The organism is Planobispora longispora (assembly GCF_016863135.1).
GTDB lineage: Bacteria > Actinomycetota > Actinomycetes > Streptosporangiales > Streptosporangiaceae > Planobispora > Planobispora longispora.
This window is the reverse complement of record NZ_BOOH01000045.1, coordinates 72891-92101: the sequence shown is the minus strand read 5'-3', so window position 1 is coordinate 92101 and position 19211 is coordinate 72891. Positions and strand designations below refer to the sequence as shown.

Here is a 19211-nt window from a genome sequence, read left to right as displayed (position 1 = left end):
GTACCGCGACAGGCGAGCAACCACCGAGCAAACATAGGGACCTTGACCGTTGCCCGTGTTCAGAGCGGTTCGGGTGGCCTTCACGGTGTGGTCGCCGGCGTCGACCGCGATACCCGGTAGTTTGCTCGGCGCGGCGTGAGGTTGCCTCATCGCGGGGGTGCGGTGCTGGAGGAAATGTCACACTGGAGACATGGACAGGGCGTTGAATTACGCGAACATCCGCCCGTATGCGGTTCCCGGTGCTCTGGAGGAGTTGACCGGGCCTGCGGGCGGGGTCGTCGCGCTGCCCGGTTGGCTGGACTGGAGTCCGCGGCGCTCCTACGACCTGTCCGATCCGGCGGCGCTGCGGATGATGTATGAGCAGGTCATCCAGGAGGGCCGAGAGCAAGATCTAAAGGCGTACCTGAACGCCGATCTGCTGGTTCGCATCTGGCCTGATCTGATCTTGCCGGTGCGGGTCCGCCGCTTGTGGGAGTCGCGCTTCACCGGGCTGCGTGACCGGGCCGCGTGATGGACCCTTTCCATCGGCGGTTGATCGAGATCGGTCTGAGCGTCGCTGATCAGTACGGCTTCGCGCTGGCCGGTGGGTACGCCGTTCAGGCGTACGGGATCGTGGAGCGCCCCAGCGAGGACGTCGATCTGTTCGGCGCGCTGGACATGGACTGTCCAGCGGCAGCGGATCACGTGGCCGAGGCGTACCGTGCAGCCGGGTATCAGGCTGAGATCCTGCAGAGCACTGAGCGGTATGTCCGGATGTGGATCTCCGAGCATGGTACGGATCAGGGATGCAAGGTCGAGGTCGTCGCGGATGTACGGTTTCGGCCGCCGGTGCGGATGGAGATGGGCCCGGTCCTCCATCCTGACGACGTGGCGGCCGGAAAGACCGAGGCGCTGTTCAACCGCGCGCTCGCGCGTGACTTCATCGACGTGGACGCGCTCGTGGAGTCCGGCCGGTACACGCGCGATCAGCTTCTGGAGCTGGCCGCTCGCCGGGACGCCGGGTTCGACCGGGAGGTGTTCGCGGAGATGCTGGCGTACGTGCGTCGCCGCACCGATGAGGAGTTCGGCGTGTACGGCGTCGACACGGCCGAGGCAGAGGCCCTCAGAGAACGCTTCGGCGTGTGGGAGAAGGAGCTGAGAAAGAGCGAGTGACGGCATCCCTCCCGCCGTTTCGTTCGCTGAGCTTGTGGCTGCTGCAGATAGGCAATTGACTGCTTCCCCGAGCCTGTGGGTGCCGGAAACTCGGCCAGTGAGGTGACCTGCGGTTTGGTGCGTGAGCGTTCGCTGTACATGATCGTTGTTCATGGCGTTGCGGTTGCTCTATCTGATCTTTCTCCAGCTTTCGGGCTGGCTGATGCTGTTGGTCCGCTCGGATGCGTCGAAGGACGTCGAGATTCTCGTGCTCCGGCATCAGCTCGTGGTGCTGCGCCGCCAGGTCGCCCGCCCGCGACCCTCCTGGGCGGATCGGGCGGTGATCAGCGCACTGGCGCGGCTGCTGCCCGCAGCCGACCGCCTGAAGGTGTTCGTGACGCCGAGCACACTGCTGCGCTGGCATGCTGATCTGGTACGGCAGCGCTGGACGTTCAAGCGCCGCAGACAGGGGCGGCCGGCGACACGGTCTTCGGTGCGATCATTGGTCCTTCGCATGGCCCGAGAGAACCCGTTGTGGGGGTATCGGCGGATCGCCGGGGAACTCTCCGGCCTGGGGTATCGCGTCGGTGCTTCCACCGTGTGGCTCATCTTGAGGAAGGCCGGCCTTGATCCGGCGCCGCGGCGTACGGGACCGACCTGGAGCGAGTTCCTGTGCGCCCAAGCCTCCGGCATCCTGGCATGCGACTTCTTCCACTGCGACACTGTGCTGCTCAAACGCCTGTACGGCATGGTCGTCATGGAGGTTGCCACCCGGCGAGTGCACCTGCTCGGCGTCACCGATCACCCCACCGGGCACTGGGTCGCTCAGCAGGCCCGGAACCTGATGATCGAGCTGGGAGATCGGGCCAAGGGCTTCCGGTTCCTCATCCGGGACCGGGACACGAAGTTCACCACCGCGTTCGATGAGGTGTTCACCAGTATGGGCATTCGGATTCTGAAGACGCCGCCGCGGGCTCCGCGGGCGAACGCCTACATCGAGCGGTGGATCGGTGGGCTGCGCCGAGAGGTCCTCGACCGGATGCTGATCGTCAACGCTCGCCATCTACGACGGGTGCTGACCGAGTACGAGACCCACTTCAACGAGCACCGCCCGCACCGATCCCTGGGGCAGGCCGCTCCCCTTCGAGCCCTGCCCGACCCGGTCGAGGCCGATATCGAGGTCATCCGCCGTGATCGTCTCGGCGGGCTGATACATGAGTATGCGCAGGTCGCATAGGGTGGCCGAGTTTCTGGCACCCACACGGGCTCCCGCCGGTCCGGCTGCACGACCTGCGCCACGGCGCCGCCTCGCTGATGCTCGCCGCCGGGGTGGAGCTGAAGGTGGTCCAGGAAACCCTCGGTCATGTCTCTTCCACCTTCACCCGCGACACCTACACCAGCGTCTACCCCGAGGTTGCTCAGGCCGCCGCCGAGTCCACCGCCGCCATGGTCATCCCTGGTGCGATCGGGTCGAAGGTGAGGCTGGTTGCTCTACCGGGTGCGAGGTTGGATACAACCCTCTGATCAACGTGGGGTGAACAGTGAAGCCCGCTGGTGGTACGCCAGCGGGCTTCACTGTTTGTTGAGAACTAAGCGGGAAACGGGAGCGGCGCTGGTCTCCGTGAAATCCGGCGTGGTTCATTCACGGGTGTTCGGGACGCCGGAAGTCAAGAGATCTTGCCGGGTAGTTAACTCCAGGGGACGCAGATGACGTAGACGGTTCCGTTGGCTGAGCCGGTGGCCATGATTTCCCAGCCTCGGGGTTCTTTGGACACTCCGAAGACGGGAAGGCTCTGGTAGACCTGACCCGTGCCGTTATTGACCTTGTAGCCACCGCCAGTCGCGTACTGGCCAGGGTCGCACATGACGCCACCGGAGCCGCCAGTGAAGGGCGCCTCCTTGACTTGGGCTCCCCTTACCCCTCCTGGATCGCCCTTCTCGCCCTTGGGTCCTTGCGGTCCCGGGGGCCCCTGTTCACCTTGTGGGCCGACCTCTCCAGTGTCACCTTTGGGGCCTTGCGGGCCGGTCTTTCCCTCCTCGCCTTGGGGGCCGGCGGGGCCGATGTCACCCTTGGGCCCCTGCTCGCCCTGCGATCCAGCAGGACCGGCTGGACCCTCCGGCCCAGCCGGTCCTTCAGCACCCCATTGGACGGCAACCTCAGTGAAGAGACACTCAGTTCCAGGGTCGACTATCCGGGTAACGCGAGTGATCTTGCTGACGCAGGCGTGAACCTGAGGTGTGGCGGACGAAGCGGTAGCCATACCCCCTGTCGGTAGCAGCACTGCCGTCAACGCACCCACTGATGCGAGCGTAACCAGGCGCCCGCCTTTCCCGACACCCATAACGGCTTCCCCTCTTGAAGCGGCCCGTCCTTTGGCGAGACGGGCCAACTCCTCCTTTTGATCATGTGGCTGAATCGCCGTCAAGATCGGCATGTCGAGAACGGTTCTAGCGGGGCATAGGAGTCGTTCGGTAGGAGCGATGCGGGAGTACCCCTTCACTCTGAGGGGCCCTGCGGATTACTTGTCGCCGCAGCTCGGCTGGCCTGTCGGCTGTTGACCGTCGGCATGCTCTTCCGGGGTACGGTAGCCCGGCGAGGTCTTCGGTCCTGGTCTTCCGATGCCCGTCTGCGGGGTCTGACCTGAAGGAACGGCTCTAAACGATCTACCCGTGTGCTCGGTCCGTGCCCGCGAGCAAACATGGAGCAAACATCGCCGTTCTCCGGCTCGCGCAGAGCCCGTCTGATCCGAGAAATCGCAGGTCAGACGGGGTGCGAATGGTAGGGCGCCTGGGACTCGAACCCAGAACCTACGGATTAAAAGAGGAAGGCTTCTTATGGACCGCTCAGCCCTCTGACCTGGAGCTTAGCGGGATGCGCTAGCCAGATGCACTGAAGGCATTCCGTGTATGTTCCGGATCTTGGGATGAGGCTTCGTAGTCGAAGATCTCCGCAACTCGGTCCATTCTCCTGTCAGAGTACGCCTCGTCACCACGATGCCCGATGGGCCGGCGCTGAGGAACAAGATCAGGGACCCGCGAGAAGATCTCGTCAGGAATGAGTGACGACGAGTCGAGCTAGCTCTCTAAGGTAGTCACTGGACCGGAATTGACCTAGCCCTGGATTTGTTTTATCCACGGTTGTTCGCAGCTTGGCATTCGGAAAGTCGGCGCCAGGTATGCCTGTAGGAATACCTCGTATTTTCTCAATTGTCTGGCAGCATTTTGTCATTGCCGACACGAGTTCCTTGTATGTTAAGACGTGTGACCCGATCACCATGGATGTATTCGAAAGGCGAAGTGAATATGGATCGGCTTTATCAAAAATCGGACTATTCTTGTATTTCTGCTTACCGAGGATCTTTTCGTCGGAATGTTCTATCGCGTTACGCAGAAATTTTAGACGCTCTTCCTGGCGCTGAGTCAGGGTTGGCGCTCCTCGGCCTACCTTATTTTCTCGAAGTGCTCGCGCATTAAGAACCGCGCGATGGGTTGCACTCACGCAGTTCTCCATGTGGTCGATAGCTCTCAGGTAAGGGCTTGTGCGCAGTCCTGGGTGAGGGGAGACGAAAAGCAGCAATTCGGCTCGTGCCGCGTCGTATTCACGCAACGCTTTATCTGTCAGCCTGGCGAAGTTCATGAACAGGCCAACCATCGTTCGATCTGGTGGAAGGCCAGACGGAAGACCTGAGAGGACCCGATCTAGGAGAACGTTGAGCGTACCGTTATTCGAAAGGTGATCTACTGTGGGTATCGCAAGTGCTTCCCGGGTAAGGCTGACACGATCGGCGCGAGGCATAGAACGGGAGTATGGCACTTAGCGCACGTCTGGGATATCCAAATACCATGTCCTCCGACCTGCTCCCTGTGTTTGCCCAGCTCAACCAGCCTCGGAGAATAGGGAGCACGTGGCCTCATGCCGCACACTCCGCCCGCCTGCTCATCCCGTCTGCCGTCGACCCGCCCGCAGGGGAAGTGGAGCAGGGCCAGAGGGTCAAGGTGGAGCGCCCTGCTGGACGAACGACCTTGACCCTCTGGCCCTGCTCCACTCGGCTTGTCCTGGGTCGATGGCAGACGGGATGGGCAGGCCCCTACCCCAGCCACCAACTGGCCGGTGGCGATGAGCAGCCTGTAGCGATCATCCCGGAGCCGGAGCCCCCCGCCAGAGGCATGCCGCCCGAAAGTGTCGGTCCCTCCCCGTATGTTGCTTGCCGTGCACAAGTTCTCGGACACGGGTGTGCCAACACACGAAGAGATCGCCAGATATTGGTGTGGGAGAGCGCTACCGGGTAGCGACTACATTCCCTTTGATGATCTCGGCGAACCGGAGTGTTTCGCCTGCGGCTGGTGTCGGGTGGAGCAAGTGCGCTCCAAGAAGGCTCTAGCAATGCTCTGGAAAGGGCTGGAACGGGCCCACGTAGTGCCCCGTGCCCTCGGCGGCCCAGACGCTGTGGAGAACGTGATCCTTCTCTGTCAGCGTTGTCACAGGGATGCGCCTGACACAGCCGATGCGGCACGGTTCTGGCGGTGGGTCGTCGAGCATCCCAGGAACGGAACTATTGCCTACCTCGCGGAGATCGCGGGTCCTCATGATTCCCGTGCGCGCGACTACACCGGGCCACAGGCCAAGGACCTTCATGCCTTGGCCTCTCTATCAGCCGATGAGTTCCAAGTACTGCGAGCGATCTATGAGAATGCTCCTGATGCTCTACTGAACCGTCTTCATGAGGCAGAACGCCGGATCGGAGGAGTGTCGATGCACTGGGGGGTCGGCATCTCAACTGGAACGATGGCCGAGTTGCTGAGGGAAGTGGTTCGCCATGAACTCGCTATGCAGGGGAAGGGATCCGAAGAGGTGTAGGGCTTGAGTAGCGGCCCGAGCCGGCCGCGCGCGAGAACGGCCCCCAGGCCGCACGCGCAGCGTGCGAGCCGGGCGAGGGCCGCGAGGCGGCGCGGAGCGCCGCCCTTGATTCATATAAGACCAATTCGGCAATGATCCAAGCTGTGTAGAGCCTGTGGCGGTACGGCTGTCAATGCAGAGTTGCCTAACTGGGTGGGAACCTGCTTCTTCCTAGTCGTTCCCTTTTTCGTTCGGTACGTTCCAAACGTGGCGAGGAAGAAGCAGAGTTTCATCAGTAAATACTGGGGTTATGGCGTTCTGCTTGCCCTTATCTGGGGCTGGTGGGCTGCCGATGACAAGGGGGAGGTCGCCCCTCTGCTGATCATTGGATCTGTGTTAGCGATTATCTACTTCCTCTTCCGTGTTCCTCGTACATGCGGTGCGCGAGGCAGGCAAGGGCCTTGCAGGAACAACGCCAAGGGGCTGTTGTTTGGCTGCAATCAGGTGCGAGAACATAAGCGACAGAATTTCACGCGAAGGCTTGGCCGTGACCGCCTCAAGGAATGGAATCGAGGTCTCTGGATCTCTCCCAAGGAGCGAGTAGCGACCCTGGCATGTATTGGCTCGACGTTTTCTGGCCTGGCCGGTGTCATGGCGGTCATCCTTGACCGAGGCTAGGAATCGGTGAGCTGCTTCAGAGCTAAGTGCCAGGGGTAGGCATTGGTGCGGTCGGCTCCAGAACTAGGAACATGAGGCTCGAACTGACCGGGGCCAAGTAGGACGTGTATGCCTTCGGCGCGGAGCTGTTCGACGCTGCGGCGGAACGGGGCGCGGGAGGCGAACGCGGTGTTGACGAAGGGCAGCACCACCACGGGGATGCCTAAGCCCGGGGCTTCGGCCAGGAGGCCGAGGGCGTAGGTGTCGGCGATGCCTTGCGCGAATTTGTTGATGGTGTTGTAGGTGGCCGGCGCCACGATGATGGCATCGGCCCTCGGGGACCTGGGCTCACCCGGCTTGCGGTAGCGGCTGCGGACCGGGCGGCCGGTCTGCTTCTCCAGCGCGTCGATGTCGATGAAGTCCAGCGCGGACGGGGTGGCGATGACCTGCACGGTCCAGCCTTCGTCCTGGGCCAGGGCGACCAGGCGGCCGACCTCGGCGGCGGGGCCGGCGGCGCACACGATGATGTACAGGACCTTGCCGGTCCGGTTCATGCGCTGACTCCCAGGGCGTCGGCGAACTCGCGGGCCTCGCGGCGGATGCTGATCGGCGCGGTGATCAGCAGATCTCGGACCAACCGTAACGTGGCGGGACGGCCGGTGATCTCCTCGGGGGCGATCTGCTCGGCGGCGCGCAGGATGTGCAGGACTCGATCGTGCTTGCCCCACATCAGGAAGGCGCGGGCGGTGTCGAGCAGGAGCGTGGCCTTGCGTTCGTTGATCGGCAGGGCGTCGATGTTCACCCGGCGGGCGTAGTCGATCGCGCTTCCTGCATCACCCATGGTGAGAGCGGCGTTGACTCGGTGACACAGCACGTTGTTGGGGCCGAAGGCGGTCCACATGTGGTTGCCCTCATGTCCGAGGCGGTGGCCGGCCTGCTCGGCCTCGTCCAGCAGTTCGGTGGCGGTGGGGCGGTGGCCGTGCTGGGCGGCGGCGATGGCGCCCCGGAGCAGCAGCGCGCCGTAGATCGACAGCTCATCGTCGGAGGGCCGGGCAAGGTGGGTGTCCATGCGTTGGGCGGCGGTGCTGGCGTTGCCGGCGGCGGCTCGATGGTGGCCTCCGTCCATCAGGGCGTGGGTGATGATGCGGGCGCTGGAGCCGATCATCAACGGGCTTTCGGACAGGTGAGCAGCCTGGACGCTGCGGTCGGCTGCCAGCCAGGCCAGGCCCTTGTCTTCCTGCTTGAGCATGATGGAGGCGGCCACGTGGTACGCCTCGGCCGACAGCGCATGAGCCTTCAACCGGTCGTCACCCTCCAGCACGGTGCAGGCGGCGCGCAGAGAGCGCAGCAGCGCGGGCAACGCGGTCAGCACCTCGCCGTAGTGACACGCCTGGTAGTCCTGTTTGGCTTGGGCAACGGCGGCGGCCAAGGAAGCGAGCTCCGGAGCACTGGGAGCTGGCATCGGGTACTCGGTCAGCGCGGCGGCCAGGTCCTCGATGCCGGATACGGGCTCGGCGGCCGGAGCACCGTCGGAGATGACGGCTCCGAACAGCGCGGCCCCGGCCAGACCGACGAATTCGCGACGTCGCACGGCGGTCTCGTCCTCCCCTCGCTGGACGGACTCCACGCTACGAGACGAAGCCGAGAAGATCGGCGTCTGCCGGCGGTGGTCATCCCGGGAGGGGATAGCCGGAACTGAGGCCGTACGGGGAGCAAGACCCAGAGCCAGCCGGGCGGCGTCCGGCATGTCCAAGCCGTCGGCGATGCGCTCGAAGACCTCCAGTGCGGTCACCTGCTGGCTGCCGCTCATGATGCCGCTGACCTTGCCCTGGCTCATGCCGATCATGCTGCCGATGGCGGTTTGCGACACTCCGGCGTACTGGCGCACCAGGTGGAAGACCCGGCCGATGTCGCGTGCCCGCAGCGCGGCCAGCATGTCGGGCCGTTGCCAGATGGAGCCGGGAATCTCGGGCATCGGGGCCATGTCCCTTCGCGGGGGATCCGAGGTCGCGCGGTGATCCCATCCTGACCCGTCGATGACCTATCCCGTCAAGGGATACCGCCGAGGAATGGGCGTAAGCGTCGCAGCTAACGACGCTGGAATGCATGAGAAGCGATCAGATCGGTGAACAGGTCGAGCGGTCGTGTTTCGCCTGCGAGGGACGCGGCTGGAAGTACGTCAGCTTCCGGCGGGCGCTGATCGCCAGCCCTGCCGGTCCGGTACCGCCCTTGCCGCGCGTGCGGGACATCTGCTCGACGTGTCAGGGACTCGGTTTCCCTGCGGCGGCGTGAGCGCGGAGTCGGGCATGAACGGGCTGGTGCAGGCATCGCAACCGGGGGACGGGGCGGTCTCGGCCGTGGACGCCGCGAAGTGCCTGCGCAGTGAGCTGAGCAGGTTGGACATCACGGCCGATGTCAACGACGGATACGGGCTCGCCGTGGTGTCGGTCTGGGCCGGATTGGTGGTCTGGTCCGACGGACGCCGGTTCTGGTGGCGTACCGGTGGCTGGGACATACGGCGGGGCCGGGCCGTCTACGCCTGGCATACAGCCATGGAACCGGGACGGGCCGCGCGTCGGATCGCCTTCCGGTATGCCGAGCTGGCTAGGGCGCATCCGCTGCCCGCAGCGCTCACGGAGGCGCACGGTGCTTCCCCTCGATGACTGCGCGGGGATCAGCCCGCACATCGCCATGGTCCAGCGGGATTGCGTGCGCCTGGAGTGGCGGGAGCCGTACCCGGTGCTGGAGCGGGTGCGGCCGGTGGCGTGGACCTGCGTGTGCCGCTCGGTGATCTACGAGCTGTGCGCGGGTGCGGGGTTGGGATTCATCCGGCGGACGGTCCAGGGTGAGGACGGTCATCAGGTATTGGAAAGCCGGTCGTGGCCTTTGCGGGAGGCTCAGGCCATCTGGACTGATCTGCTGGCCGGGCGCGTTCGCTAGACGGGTACGGCGGTGCGGTCGACCTGGCCGAGAAGTGGAGGGGGCCATGCGTCTCGTGCCGCCGTACTCACCGCCGGTACATCTGACGGTCTAGGCAACATCTCCATTGATCTCTATGCTGACGATAAGTCGAGTAGTTGGGTTGTTGTCATGTCGATCTCTGATGACGAGTACGCGCCGCCGAAGTACGCCCAGATCGTGCAGGCGATCCGGCGGAAGATCGCTGACGGCACCTACCCTCCCGGCTCCCAGCTGCCCTCAGAGACCCAGCTAGTCCGCGAGTTCGCCGTCTCCCGTCCGACCGTCGTACGGGCGCTCCAGGTCTTGCAGCTCCGGGGCGTGATCGATCGTGAGCACGGCAAGGGGTCGTTCGTGAAGCCCGCTCCGCCGGCGGCCGAAGAAGACTCCTCCCGTCCAGGGCGCGCGGTGCTGGACCGCGTCGAGACGCGAGAAGGGGCGACGATCCTGGAGGCGGGTTCTCGTCCGGCCCCGGCCAATGTGGCGGCGATGTTCTCTCTGCCGGAGAGCGCCCCGGTCGTGATGCGCCGGGTGCTGTTCGCCGATGCGGGAAAGCCGTGTGAGCTGGTCACCTTCTGGTGCCCGATCGAGCTGGCCGAAGGGACCGACCTCGGCGGTATGGAGCCGTTGACCGTGGGAGTGCGGCAGCACATGCAGCGGATCAAGGGTGTGAAACTGGATCACGTCATCGAGCGCCTGGCCGCCCGGCACCCACTGCCTGAGGAGATCAAGGCGCTGGGGCTCGCCAAGACCACTGCCGTCCTGGCTGTGCTGTCACGCATCTTCGATGGATCCGGCCGCCCTGTGCTGATCATTGAGGTCGCGCTTCCCGGCACGCTGCACGAGTTGGAAGACGCCTACAGCCTGTGATGTGACTCAAGTCACATACCTTCTCGGAAACTCGTCTTGTCGAGCAAGCGTTTCAGAGTTAACTTCAACACGACAATACAAGTTAACGAGTAGACGACAGGATCACATCATGGCACTCCAAGGACCCATCCCCATCACCTTCGAGCAGGTCTTCCCGCACGGCTGCTACGTCGTCGGCGAGGTCGAACAGGTCAAGGACTTCGACGCCTCGACCAACGGCCGGACCGTCTACGCCAAGGACAAGACCACCGGTGAACTCGTCTGGCAGGTCCCGGTCATGGACGCCGACCCGGCGCTCAAGGCCGGACAGAAGACCGTGGCGGTCAAGATCCTCTCCCCGGTGCAGCCGGTGCCCCCGCCCCCGCTGCCGGGCCTGCCGTTCACGCCGGTCGAGTTCGACGGCATGAGCGTCACGCCGTACGTCTCCCAGGTCGGTCGGCTGGCCTACTCCATCCGGGCCACCGTCATGCGCGCCCCGCGTTCCGGCTCCCCGGCCAAGCAGCCTCCGGCCGGCAAGGACATCGCGGCCTGACACACAAAGCGGGGCCGCTGGAACTGGTCCTTCCGGCGGCCCCTCATCTCCCCAGATGCGAATCACAGAGAGAGCCGAAGTCTAATGCTCAAGAAACTGCCCGGAGACGAGACACGCAACCTCGTCTCCACTACACCCGATACCGCCGTGGTCTTCCGCCCGGCGATCGTCCGTACCCCGGCCGCCGTCACTATCGCGATCTTCATTGGTCGCCTGCTGGTCGGGCTCGCCCGTCTCATCTGGCGTCACCCTGTCGCTGTAGCCGTGTCCGCCATCCCCGTCGTCCTCGGCTGGCTGTACGGCTGGCGCGTCGTCCTGGTCGCGGTCACGATTCCGCTGTCAGTGCTCATCCCGTGGGCACTGTTTGACCGGGAGTCCTTCAACGCCTGGATCGGCTGGCGACTGCTGGCCTTCTGGCGATTGATCTGGGTCTACCGGCGGCACTGGCACGCGGTCATGACCGTTTCCGGGCTGGCTCGCCACCTCCAAGGACGCGACTACGTCCCCCACCTGATCCGCGTACGCTGCACCTCCTGGGCGGACCTGGTCAGCGTCAAGATGCTCACCGGCCAAGCCGTCACCGACTGGGCCGACCGCATCGAGCACCTGGCCCATGGTTTCGGCGCTACCTCATGCCGCGTCTCCGTCGCCCGTGCCGGCCGCCTGCTGCTGACCTTTCCCCGGCGCGACCCGCTGGCCGTGCCCTTACCGGCCATCGCGCTACCCGCGACGGTCTCGGTCGGGCCGCTGGAGATCGGCATCTGCGAGGACGGCCGCCCCTGGCACTTGAAGATCCACGGCACGCATGTGCTGGTGGCCGGTGCGACCGGGGCCGGCAAGGGCTCCATCCTGTGGTCGGTCATCCGCGCCCTGATCCCGGCCATCTGGACCGGCGTGGCCCAGGTCTGGGGGCTGGATCCCAAGCTCATGGAGCTGTCCTTCGGCCGGGCCATCTTCGAGGGCCGCTATGCCGCCACCCCGGAGGAGTGCGCCGACCTGCTGGAGGAGGCCGTATCCCTGATGCAGAAGCGCGCCGCGAAGTTCGCCGGAGTCCAGCGCGAGCACATCCCCACCGTCGAGGACCCGTTCATCCTCATCGTGGTCGACGAGGTGGCCTTCCTGACCGCCTACCAGAGCGACCGGACCTTGAAACAGCGCATCATGGCCGCGCTGGCCACCCTCACCACTCAGGGGCGCGCGGTCGGCTTCGGCGTCTTGGCCGCTCTCCAGGACCCGCGCAAGGATGTCCTGACCATCCGCAACCTGTTCCCCGACAAGATCGCGCTGCGGCTGGACGAGTCCGAACAGGTGGACATGGTCCTCGGCGACGGAGCCCGCGATCGGGGCGCGCTGGCCGACCACATCTCATCGGTCCCCGAAGAGGGCGCGGGCATCGGTTACGTGCGCCTGGAGACCTCACCCGACCCGATCCGGGTCCGGGCCGCCTACGTCTCCGATGCCGACATCCGCGACATGGCCGCGCTGTTCGAGACGGAGGAGGCGGTCTGATGAGGATCACCATTCACGGCACCGCCGCCGAGATCAACGCGCTGTCCTTCCGTCGACTGCGGACCTTCGACGGCTGCGACCTGGGCGAAGTAGTCCTGATCATCAACCTGGACACCGCCCACCTGTGCAAAGACCCCTACAGCGACGCCTACCGGCTGTGCGCCGACCTGGACACCCGGAAGGAGGCCATGTGACCCACACCTCTGCCCTTGTCCCATCGACCCCTCCGACCACTGACCCGACCGCCCCGGCAGACGCCTCCCACCCCCGCCTCGCCCGCGCCGTACGCGCCCGGATGCCGCTGGCCCTAGACGTGGCGATCGAGATGGCCAAGCTCAACGGCGTGTGCATCCGCCCCGTCGAGATGCGGCGCCTCGACATCGTCACCGGCCAGGAAGAGACCTTCGACATCCCGTGCGGCGCCACCCAAGAGGCCAAGTGCCTGCCGTGTGCCAAGCGCAACCGCTACCTGCGCATGGCCCAGTGTCGGGAAGGCTGGCACCTGGAAGCCGAACCCGTCACCACACCGGCCCCCGCTACCGAAGAGCAGCAATGGTTGATCGAGTTCCGCGCCGATGTGCAGGCCAAGCGCGATCACGCCGAACGCGTTGGTGACGTCGAGGAGGTCGCCGACTGGGATGCGGCGATCCGGGAGATCGACGTCGAGATCAACGCGGCCGGGATGCGGGGCAGCGTACTGGGCGGCCGGGCGGCTCCGCGACGTTCACGCTCGACCCGGCGCCGACAGGACGCCCCGGACCTACCGAAGCGGGCCATGAGCCCCAGCACACTCGGCCGGTCCTTCACCGGAGCCGGCGGTACGGTCTACCGGCCGTCGATGTTCATCACGCTCACCCTGCCCTCCTACGGCAGCATCCGATCCGGGCAAGGCGTGCCGGTCGACCCGAGCACCTACGACTACCGGCGGGCGGCCCGGGACGCGCTGCACTTCTCCAAGCTGGTCGACCGGTTCGTGCAGAACCTCCGCCGGGTCGCCGGCTATGACGTGCAGTACTTCGCCACCGTGGAACCGCAGAAACGACTCGCCCCACACCTGCACATGGCCATCCGGGGCACCCTGCCACGAGCGGAGATCAAGGCCATCGCGGCGGCGACCTACCACCAGGTGTGGTGGCCGGCGACCGAGGAGATCCGATTCGAGGGAGAACACCTCCCGGTGTGGACTCCCCGGGCCGACCTCCCGGACGGCGAAAGCCACCTGGACGGCCAAGACGGCGACTACCTCGACCCGGAAACCGGTGAGATCCTGCCTACCTGGGACGAAGCCCTCGACCGGCTCGACGCCGACGAGGACGCCAGCCCCCTGCATGTACTCCGCTTCGGCGACCAGGTCGACGCCCAAGGCGTACTCGCCGGCACCCCGGACGCCGATCAGTGCATCCGCTACCTGTCGAAGTACCTGACCAAGAGTCTCGGCGAAACGCTCGACACTGACGACTGCGCTCGACGCGACCACGCGGCCCGGATGGTGGAGGCGTTGCGCTACGAACCCTGCTCTCCGATGTGTGCGAACTGGCTCCGCTACGGCGTGCAGCCCAAAGGTGCCAAGCCGGGCATGATGCCGGGCCGGTGCCGCAGCAAGGCGCACAAGCCCGAACACCTCGGCTACGCCGGGCGCCGGGTTCTGGTCTCCCGCAAGTGGTCGAACAAGACCCTGGCCGAACACAAAGCCGACCGGCGAGCCTGGATCCTCGACGCGCTCGGCCTGGCCGAAGACCCCGCCCAGACCGACCCGCACCGCTACGTCTGGAAGCCGGTCTCCACTAAGGACCCGACCCGCACCCCGTTGGCCAAACGACTGCTGCGCGCCGTGGCCGACCGCCAACGCACCCGTGCCCGGCTCCTCGAACTCCAGGCCAGAGCGGAGGGACAGCCCGTCGAAGAATTTTCGGCAACTCCGAGGCTGGAGGTGGCGGCGTGAAGAAGAAGGACGAGCTGATGACCGTTCCCCAGATCCTCGAAGAACTGGGTGGGATCTCGGCCCGCACCTTCTACCGCTGGCGCGAGATCGGCAAGTTCCCCGCCGGGTTCCGGCTGCCCAACGGTGACCTCCGGCTGTACCGGAGCGAGTTCGAAGCCTGGCTCGAATCTCTCCGGGAGGCCGCGTGACCACCTCGTACAAGGTCAAGTTCTGGGGCATCCGTACCAACACACGGCCCCAGGGTGTGGGCAAGAAACCCCGGATCGTTTCCCACACCGTGCGCTGGACTGTGGACAACCGGGAGAAGTCATCGACCTTCAAGACCAAGGGACTCGCCGAGAGCTTTCTGTCCGACCTGCGCCAGGCGGCCAGGAACGGGGAGGCGTTCGACCCGGAGAGCGGCCTTCCCGGCTCGATGGTCAAGGCCAAGGACACGCGAACCTGGTACTCCCTGGCCGTCTCCTACGTCCACGCCTGGTGGCCTCATGCGGCGGCCAAGACCCGCGAGGGCATGACCGACTCCCTCGCCTACATCACCCCCGTCCTGACGGGCGACGTGTCCGGCCGTCCCGATGACGAGGAGATCCGGCGGACGTTGCTTGAGTACTCCTTCGTGCCCGAGGACCGCCGTCCGCCTCCCTCGCCGAAAGTCCTGAAGGTGGTGCGGTGGCTGGAAGCGGCTTCGCTGCCCTTGAGCGCGTTGGAGGACCCCAAGCACACGCGGGCGGCCTTGGAGGCCATCTCCCTGCGCCTGGACGGCAAGGCCGCGGCGGCTTCGACCTACCGGCGGAAGCGGGCCGTCTTCCACCAGGTCTTGGAGTACGCCGTGGAACTCGGGGAGCTTTCGGCGAATCCGATCCACAAGGTCAAGTTCCGCAAGGTCAAGTCCACGGGCGAGATCGACCGGCGTTCGGTGGTCAGTCCGGAGCAGGCCCGTCGGCTCCTGGTCGCCGTGACGTATGCGGGCCGTACCCGGGGGCCGATGATGGCAGCCATGTTCGCCTGCATGTACTTCGCCGGCCTCCGCCCGGCTGAGGCGGCCGGACTCCGCGAGGCGAACTGCGGCCTTCCGGCAACGGGCTGGGGCGTCCTGACCCTGGAGACGACCCGGCCGGAGAGCAACACGCGCTACACCGACTCGGGGGAGGCCAACGATGAGCGCGGCCTCAAGCATCGGGGCCGCAAGGCGACTCGGCGCGTGCCGATCCCGCCGGAGCTGGTGGCCGTTCTCCGCGAGCACATCGACCGGTACGGCGTCGCCGAGGACGGGCGGCTATTCCGGACCCGGAGCGGTAAGAGCTTCCCCGGCTCGACGGTCTCGATGGTCTGGAAGCAGGCGCGCATGTACGCTTTCACCCCCGATCAGGTGGCCTCGCCCCTGGCGGGTCGGCCGTACGACCTGCGGCACGCGGCGGTGTCCCTGTGGCTGAACGCCGGAGTCCACGCCCCGGAGGTCGCCGAGCGCGCCGGCCACGGGGTGGACGTGCTCCTTCGGGTCTACGCCAAGTGCATCGACGGGCAGCACGAGACGGCCAACAAGCGGATCATGGAAGCGCTCACGACGTGACAGCCGTGACGGCGGAACGCGGTGAAGGACCTCGGGCAAGCCTCGGGGTCCTTCACCATGTGCGGGGGCTGATCCTGAGGTCGGGTGTGGATCTCCTACGTGATCTCGTAGGTCAGCACCGACTTGGGGGGCTTGGGCAGTGCTTCGGGAGCGCGGATCCTGCTTCGGAGGTGCGCGGAACCGTTCCGGCGGCTTCCGGAATCCTGATGCTGACCTGGGCGGACGGGCTGGATTCCATTCCGCGTATGTTCCGCGACCAGTGGCAGACACCTGCATCCGGCTGCATCCAACTGCATGGGCCGGTGAAGATCGCCGGGAATGAAAGCCCTGGTCAGAGCCTAGATTCCTGGTCAGGAGTGGTAGGGCGCCTGGGACTCGAACCCAGAACCTACGGATTAAAAGTCCGCAGCTCTAACCATTGAGCTAACGCCCCGCTGAAGACAGCGTACCGAGGATAGTGTCCGCCGACGTCCGTTGCCAGGTCCGGGAGGGACGTCGATTCACCCAAGGGGTGCGTGGGAAGACGGGACTCTTCCTAGAGTGGTACCTGTGACGACATCGGGACCAGAGCTGGACGCCCCCCTCCGGCGGGCCGCGCGGGGCGGATACGTCGTGGTGGACGTGGAGACGACCGGATTCTCGCCCGCGAAGGGCGATCGGATATGCGAGATCGCTCTGGTGTCCCTGGACGCCGAGGGCAGGACCGTCGATGAGTGGCACTCGCTCATCGACCCCCGCCGGGACACCGGGGCCGTGCACGTCCACGGGATCACCCCCGCGATGGTCGCGGGCGCGCCGGTGATCCACGAGGTGCTGGACGAAATCTGGGGCCGGGTGGCCGGGCGTGTCCTGGTGGCGCACAACGCCTCCTTCGACCTGCGCTTCCTGCGGACGCTCCCGGACAGTCACTGGGTGACGGAGACCCTGTGCACGCAGCGCCTCGCGCCGCGGTTCCTCCCCTCGGGGAACGGGAAGTGGACCCTCGCGGCCTGCTGCGAACGCGCCGGGGTTCCCCTCGTGAACGCGCACGCCGCGCTGGTCGACGCCCGCGCCACCGCGGGGTTGTTCCGGTCGTTCATCGAACGGGGAGCATGCTGGGACGACGAGCTGGAGCGGGCCGCGCAGGGTCCGGAGTGGACGTCGTGCGGCCTGCCGCAGCGGGAGGCGCGCCGGCGACAGGTCGGCTCGTAGGACGGTCCGCCGCCGCCCGGGAAGCGGCCTGCGAAGCGGCCGGCCGACTCGCGAGTCGCTCGGCGGCGGATCCGCGGGTGCTCGCGGCAGGACGTCAGCGATAGGCGGGGATGCCGGTCAGGGCCTCGCCGAGCACCAGCGTGTGCACCTCCTGGGTGCCCTCGTAGGTCATGGGAACACAGACTGACGGAGCGAAGCGACCCAGGTCAGCGGAAGGCATCGATGCCGGTGAGCGCCTTGCCCAGTGTCAGTAAATGCACTTCCTGCGTGCCCTCGTACGTCAGTACGGACTCCAGGTTGTTCATGTGCCGGATCACCGGATACTCCAGCGTGATGCCGTTGCCGCCGAGGATCGTGCGGGCCTGGCGGGCGATGTCCAGGGCGGCGCGGACGTTGGCCAGCTTGCCGAAGCTGACCTGGCGGGGGGTGATGGCGCCGGCGTCCTTCAGGCGGCCCAGGTGGAGGGCGGTGAGCTGGGACTGCCCGAGGCCGACGTACATCCAGGCGAGCTTCTCCTGGGTCAGCTGGAAGCCGCCGATGGGCCTGCCGAACTGGATGCGGCTCTTGGAGTAGTCGACGGCCGACTCCAGACAGGCGCGGGCCGCGCCGACGACGCCCCACAGGATGCCGAAACGGGCCTCCGACAGGCAGGAGAGCGGGCCTTTCAGTCCCTGGACCCCGGGCAGTACGGCCGAGGCCGGGAGACGGACGTCGTCGAAGTAGAGAGACGAGGTCACCGAGGCGCGCAGGGACATCTTCTTGTGGATCTCCGGGGCGGAGAAGCCCGGCGTGCCGGTGGGGACCACGAAGCCGCGGACGTCCTCCTCCGTCTGGGCCCAGACCACGGCGACGTCGGCGATGGACCCGTTGGTGATCCACATCTTGGAGCCGTTGAGGATCCAGTCGCCGGAGGGGTCCTGCTTGGCGTGCGTGCGCATGCCCGCCGGGTCGGAGCCGTGGTCGGGCTCGGTCAGGCCGAAGCAGCCGATGGCCTCACCGGCGGCCATCCGGGGCAGCCACTCCTCCTTCTGCTCGGCGGAGCCGTACTTCCAGATGGGGAACATGGCCAGCGAGCCCTGGACGGAGACGAACGAGCGCAGGCCGGAGTCGCCGGCCTCCAGCTCGCGGCAGGCGACGCCGTAGGCGACCGCGTCCAGCCCGGCGCAGCCGTACCCCTCCAGGTGCATGCCGAGGAGCCCGAGTTCACCGAGCACGGGGGCGAGCTCGCGGGCGGGGAAGACCGCCTCCTCGAACCAGTCGCCGACGTGGGGGAGCACCCGGTCGGAGACGAACTCCTTGACGGTGTCCCGGATGAGGCGCTGCTCTTCGGAGAGTTCGTCATCGATGCGCAGGAGGTCGTCCATGGGGGTTCCTCTCGTCCGTGGTGACCCCGGTCAGGGTTCCGTGGTGACCCTGCCAGGGTATTGCGGGGACTTCAGGGTCCGCCCAGGGGGAATCCCGATGTGACCGGAGGCCTCCGGAGGGCAGTCTGAAGACATGGATGAGAACAACTTCTCGGGCGTGAAGCAGCTCCGTCGGACCAGGGACGGACGTGTCATCGCGGGTGTGGCCTCGGGCCTCGGCCGCTACATCGGGATCGACCCCAACATCATCAGGGTGGGGCTCGCCGTCGCCTGCGTCTTCGGCGGGGCCGGGGTGGCCGTCTACGCGGTCGGCTGGCTGCTCCTGCCCGACGAGGGCAAGGACCGGTCGATCCTCCAGGACCTGATCGACAAGAACAAGGACAACCCGGTCTGGCTGGACGCGAAGGCCAAGGCCGAGCACGGGTGGGCCAGGGCCGAGCAGCACTGGGCCGAGCACACCGAGCGGCGCAACGCGCCGGCGGGGTCGTACCCCACCCACCAGGACCCGGCCCAGCCGGCGCCGTACCCCATGCACCAGGACGCGGCTCCGCCGTACCAGAACCCGGCCCCGCAGTACACGCCTCCGGTGCCCCCGCAGTACACCGCTCCGGAGCCGCCGCGAGGCGACGGCAACTCCTCGCCGCAGGCGTGAG

At 66.2% G+C, this 19211-nt stretch carries 21 protein-coding genes, 1 tRNA gene and 1 pseudogene; 17 read left to right on the top strand and 6 right to left on the bottom strand.

Features of this window, described 5'->3' with window-relative positions; genetic code table 11:
* The first annotated feature begins 190 nt into the window (after positions 1-190).
* The 4 genes and pseudogenes from Plo01_RS27010 to Plo01_RS26995 all read left to right on the top strand — a co-directional run.
* Positions 191-511: a hypothetical protein gene (locus tag Plo01_RS27010; protein WP_203893499.1), complete on the top strand. Its 321-nt coding sequence runs from the start codon at positions 191-193 to the stop codon at positions 509-511.
* 20 nt (positions 512-531) lie between these two features.
* A complete protein-coding gene (locus Plo01_RS27005) occupies positions 532-1152 on the top strand; it encodes a nucleotidyl transferase AbiEii/AbiGii toxin family protein (RefSeq protein ID WP_203893498.1) in 621 nt (206 codons plus the stop codon).
* A gap of 151 nt (positions 1153-1303) precedes the next feature.
* Positions 1304-2368, top strand: a complete 1065-nt coding sequence (locus Plo01_RS27000; protein WP_203893497.1) for an integrase core domain-containing protein — start codon at positions 1304-1306, stop codon at positions 2366-2368.
* 26 nt (positions 2369-2394) lie between these two features.
* Positions 2395-2655, top strand: a pseudogene (locus Plo01_RS26995) (tyrosine-type recombinase/integrase); the annotation flags it as partial.
* Between the two features lie 1525 nt (positions 2656-4180).
* On the opposite strand, the gene Plo01_RS26985 reads toward Plo01_RS26995, so the two are convergent.
* Positions 4181-4783 (bottom strand): hypothetical protein, encoded by a 603-nt coding sequence (locus Plo01_RS26985; RefSeq protein ID WP_203893494.1) that lies wholly within the window; start codon positions 4781-4783, stop codon positions 4181-4183.
* A 558-nt stretch (positions 4784-5341) separates the two neighbouring features.
* Between Plo01_RS26985 and Plo01_RS26980 the strand changes: the two genes are divergently transcribed.
* Positions 5342-5989 (top strand): HNH endonuclease, encoded by a 648-nt coding sequence (locus Plo01_RS26980; RefSeq protein ID WP_203893493.1) that lies wholly within the window; start codon positions 5342-5344, stop codon positions 5987-5989.
* A gap of 246 nt (positions 5990-6235) precedes the next feature.
* Complete coding sequence (locus Plo01_RS26975) at positions 6236-6646, top strand: hypothetical protein (RefSeq protein WP_176728631.1); 411 nt, start codon at positions 6236-6238, stop codon at positions 6644-6646.
* Here Plo01_RS26975 and Plo01_RS26970 read toward each other — a convergent pair.
* Positions 6643-7179, bottom strand: coding sequence for a flavoprotein (locus Plo01_RS26970; protein WP_203893492.1), 537 nt, complete (start codon positions 7177-7179; stop codon positions 6643-6645). The genes Plo01_RS26975 and Plo01_RS26970 overlap by 4 nt on opposite strands.
* A complete protein-coding gene (locus tag Plo01_RS26965; RefSeq protein WP_239317138.1) occupies positions 7176-8600 on the bottom strand; it encodes a helix-turn-helix domain-containing protein in 1425 nt (474 codons plus the stop codon). The genes Plo01_RS26970 and Plo01_RS26965 overlap by 4 nt, the downstream gene beginning before the upstream one ends.
* A 331-nt stretch (positions 8601-8931) precedes the next feature.
* Here Plo01_RS26965 and Plo01_RS26960 point away from each other — a divergent pair, with 331 nt between their 5' ends.
* The 9 genes from Plo01_RS26960 to Plo01_RS26920 all read left to right on the top strand — a co-directional run bounded on the left by Plo01_RS26960 (position 8932) and on the right by Plo01_RS26920 (position 16003).
* Positions 8932-9288 carry a hypothetical protein gene (locus Plo01_RS26960; RefSeq protein ID WP_203893491.1) on the top strand — a complete coding sequence of 119 codons (357 nt, stop codon included), beginning with the start codon at positions 8932-8934 and terminating at the stop codon, positions 9286-9288.
* A complete protein-coding gene (locus Plo01_RS26955; RefSeq protein ID WP_203893490.1) occupies positions 9272-9565 on the top strand; it encodes a hypothetical protein in 294 nt (97 codons plus the stop codon). Before Plo01_RS26960 ends, Plo01_RS26955 begins: the two co-directional genes overlap by 17 nt.
* Before the next feature lie 150 nt (positions 9566-9715).
* Positions 9716-10453: a GntR family transcriptional regulator gene (locus tag Plo01_RS26950; protein ID WP_203893489.1), complete on the top strand. Its 738-nt coding sequence runs from the start codon at positions 9716-9718 to the stop codon at positions 10451-10453.
* A gap of 109 nt (positions 10454-10562) precedes the next feature.
* A complete protein-coding gene (locus Plo01_RS26945; RefSeq protein WP_203893488.1) occupies positions 10563-10985 on the top strand; it encodes a plasmid replication, integration and excision activator in 423 nt (140 codons plus the stop codon).
* Positions 10986-11069: 84 nt separating this feature from the next.
* Positions 11070-12494 (top strand): FtsK/SpoIIIE domain-containing protein, encoded by a 1425-nt coding sequence (locus tag Plo01_RS26940; protein WP_203893487.1) that lies wholly within the window; start codon positions 11070-11072, stop codon positions 12492-12494.
* On the top strand, positions 12494-12688 hold the full coding sequence (locus Plo01_RS26935; RefSeq protein ID WP_203893486.1) for a hypothetical protein: 195 nt from the start codon (positions 12494-12496) through the stop codon (positions 12686-12688). The genes Plo01_RS26940 and Plo01_RS26935 overlap by 1 nt, the downstream gene beginning before the upstream one ends.
* A 101-nt stretch (positions 12689-12789) precedes the next feature.
* Positions 12790-14436: a replication initiator gene (locus Plo01_RS26930; RefSeq protein ID WP_203893605.1), complete on the top strand. Its 1647-nt coding sequence runs from the start codon at positions 12790-12792 to the stop codon at positions 14434-14436.
* The gene (locus Plo01_RS26925) at positions 14433-14624 is read left to right on the top strand and encodes a helix-turn-helix transcriptional regulator (RefSeq protein WP_239317133.1); all 192 of its coding nucleotides are present in this window, start codon (positions 14433-14435) and stop codon (positions 14622-14624) included. The genes Plo01_RS26930 and Plo01_RS26925 overlap by 4 nt, the downstream gene beginning before the upstream one ends.
* Positions 14621-16003, top strand: a complete 1383-nt coding sequence (locus Plo01_RS26920) for a tyrosine-type recombinase/integrase (RefSeq protein WP_203893485.1) — start codon at positions 14621-14623, stop codon at positions 16001-16003. The genes Plo01_RS26925 and Plo01_RS26920 overlap by 4 nt, the downstream gene beginning before the upstream one ends.
* A gap of 357 nt (positions 16004-16360) precedes the next feature.
* On the opposite strand, the gene Plo01_RS26915 is transcribed toward Plo01_RS26920, so the two are convergent.
* A tRNA-Lys gene (locus tag Plo01_RS26915) sits at positions 16361-16436 on the bottom strand.
* 116 nt (positions 16437-16552) lie between these two features.
* Between Plo01_RS26915 and Plo01_RS26910 the strand changes: the two genes are divergently transcribed.
* Entirely contained in the window at positions 16553-17194 is a 642-nt protein-coding gene (locus Plo01_RS26910; RefSeq protein WP_203893484.1) for a 3'-5' exonuclease, read from the top strand.
* A 94-nt stretch (positions 17195-17288) separates the two neighbouring features.
* On the opposite strand, the gene Plo01_RS41100 is transcribed toward Plo01_RS26910, so the two are convergent.
* Positions 17289-17414: a hypothetical protein gene (locus tag Plo01_RS41100; protein WP_275415423.1), complete on the bottom strand. Its 126-nt coding sequence runs from the start codon at positions 17412-17414 to the stop codon at positions 17289-17291.
* On the bottom strand, positions 17401-18558 hold the full coding sequence (locus tag Plo01_RS26905) for an acyl-CoA dehydrogenase family protein (protein ID WP_203893483.1): 1158 nt from the start codon (positions 18556-18558) through the stop codon (positions 17401-17403). Before Plo01_RS26905 ends, Plo01_RS41100 begins: the two co-directional genes overlap by 14 nt.
* 133 nt (positions 18559-18691) lie before the next feature.
* Here Plo01_RS26905 and Plo01_RS26900 point away from each other — a divergent pair, with 133 nt between their 5' ends.
* Positions 18692-19210: a PspC domain-containing protein gene (locus tag Plo01_RS26900; RefSeq protein ID WP_203893482.1), complete on the top strand. Its 519-nt coding sequence runs from the start codon at positions 18692-18694 to the stop codon at positions 19208-19210.
* The last annotated feature ends 1 nt before the right edge of the window (position 19211 follow it).

Coding starts and splice junctions, on each gene's coding strand:
- Plo01_RS27010 (WP_203893499.1), top strand. CDS start 191: ATGGACAGGGCGTTGAATTACGCGAACATCCGCCCGTATGCGGTTCCC.
- Plo01_RS27000 (WP_203893497.1), top strand. CDS start 1,304: ATGGCGTTGCGGTTGCTCTATCTGATCTTTCTCCAGCTTTCGGGCTGG.
- Plo01_RS26985 (WP_203893494.1), bottom strand. CDS start 4,783: ATGGTTGGCCTGTTCATGAACTTCGCCAGGCTGACAGATAAAGCGTTG.
- Plo01_RS26970 (WP_203893492.1), bottom strand. CDS start 7,179: ATGAACCGGACCGGCAAGGTCCTGTACATCATCGTGTGCGCCGCCGGC.
- Plo01_RS26965 (WP_239317138.1), bottom strand. CDS start 8,600: ATGCCCGAGATTCCCGGCTCCATCTGGCAACGGCCCGACATGCTGGCC.
- Plo01_RS26960 (WP_203893491.1), top strand. CDS start 8,932: ATGAACGGGCTGGTGCAGGCATCGCAACCGGGGGACGGGGCGGTCTCG.
- Plo01_RS26950 (WP_203893489.1), top strand. CDS start 9,716: ATGTCGATCTCTGATGACGAGTACGCGCCGCCGAAGTACGCCCAGATC.
- Plo01_RS26945 (WP_203893488.1), top strand. CDS start 10,563: ATGGCACTCCAAGGACCCATCCCCATCACCTTCGAGCAGGTCTTCCCG.
- Plo01_RS26940 (WP_203893487.1), top strand. CDS start 11,070: ATGCTCAAGAAACTGCCCGGAGACGAGACACGCAACCTCGTCTCCACT.
- Plo01_RS26935 (WP_203893486.1), top strand. CDS start 12,494: ATGAGGATCACCATTCACGGCACCGCCGCCGAGATCAACGCGCTGTCC.
- Plo01_RS26930 (WP_203893605.1), top strand. CDS start 12,790: ATGCCGCTGGCCCTAGACGTGGCGATCGAGATGGCCAAGCTCAACGGC.
- Plo01_RS41100 (WP_275415423.1), bottom strand. CDS start 17,414: ATGCCTTCCGCTGACCTGGGTCGCTTCGCTCCGTCAGTCTGTGTTCCC.
- Plo01_RS26905 (WP_203893483.1), bottom strand. CDS start 18,558: ATGGACGACCTCCTGCGCATCGATGACGAACTCTCCGAAGAGCAGCGC.
- Plo01_RS26900 (WP_203893482.1), top strand. CDS start 18,692: ATGGATGAGAACAACTTCTCGGGCGTGAAGCAGCTCCGTCGGACCAGG.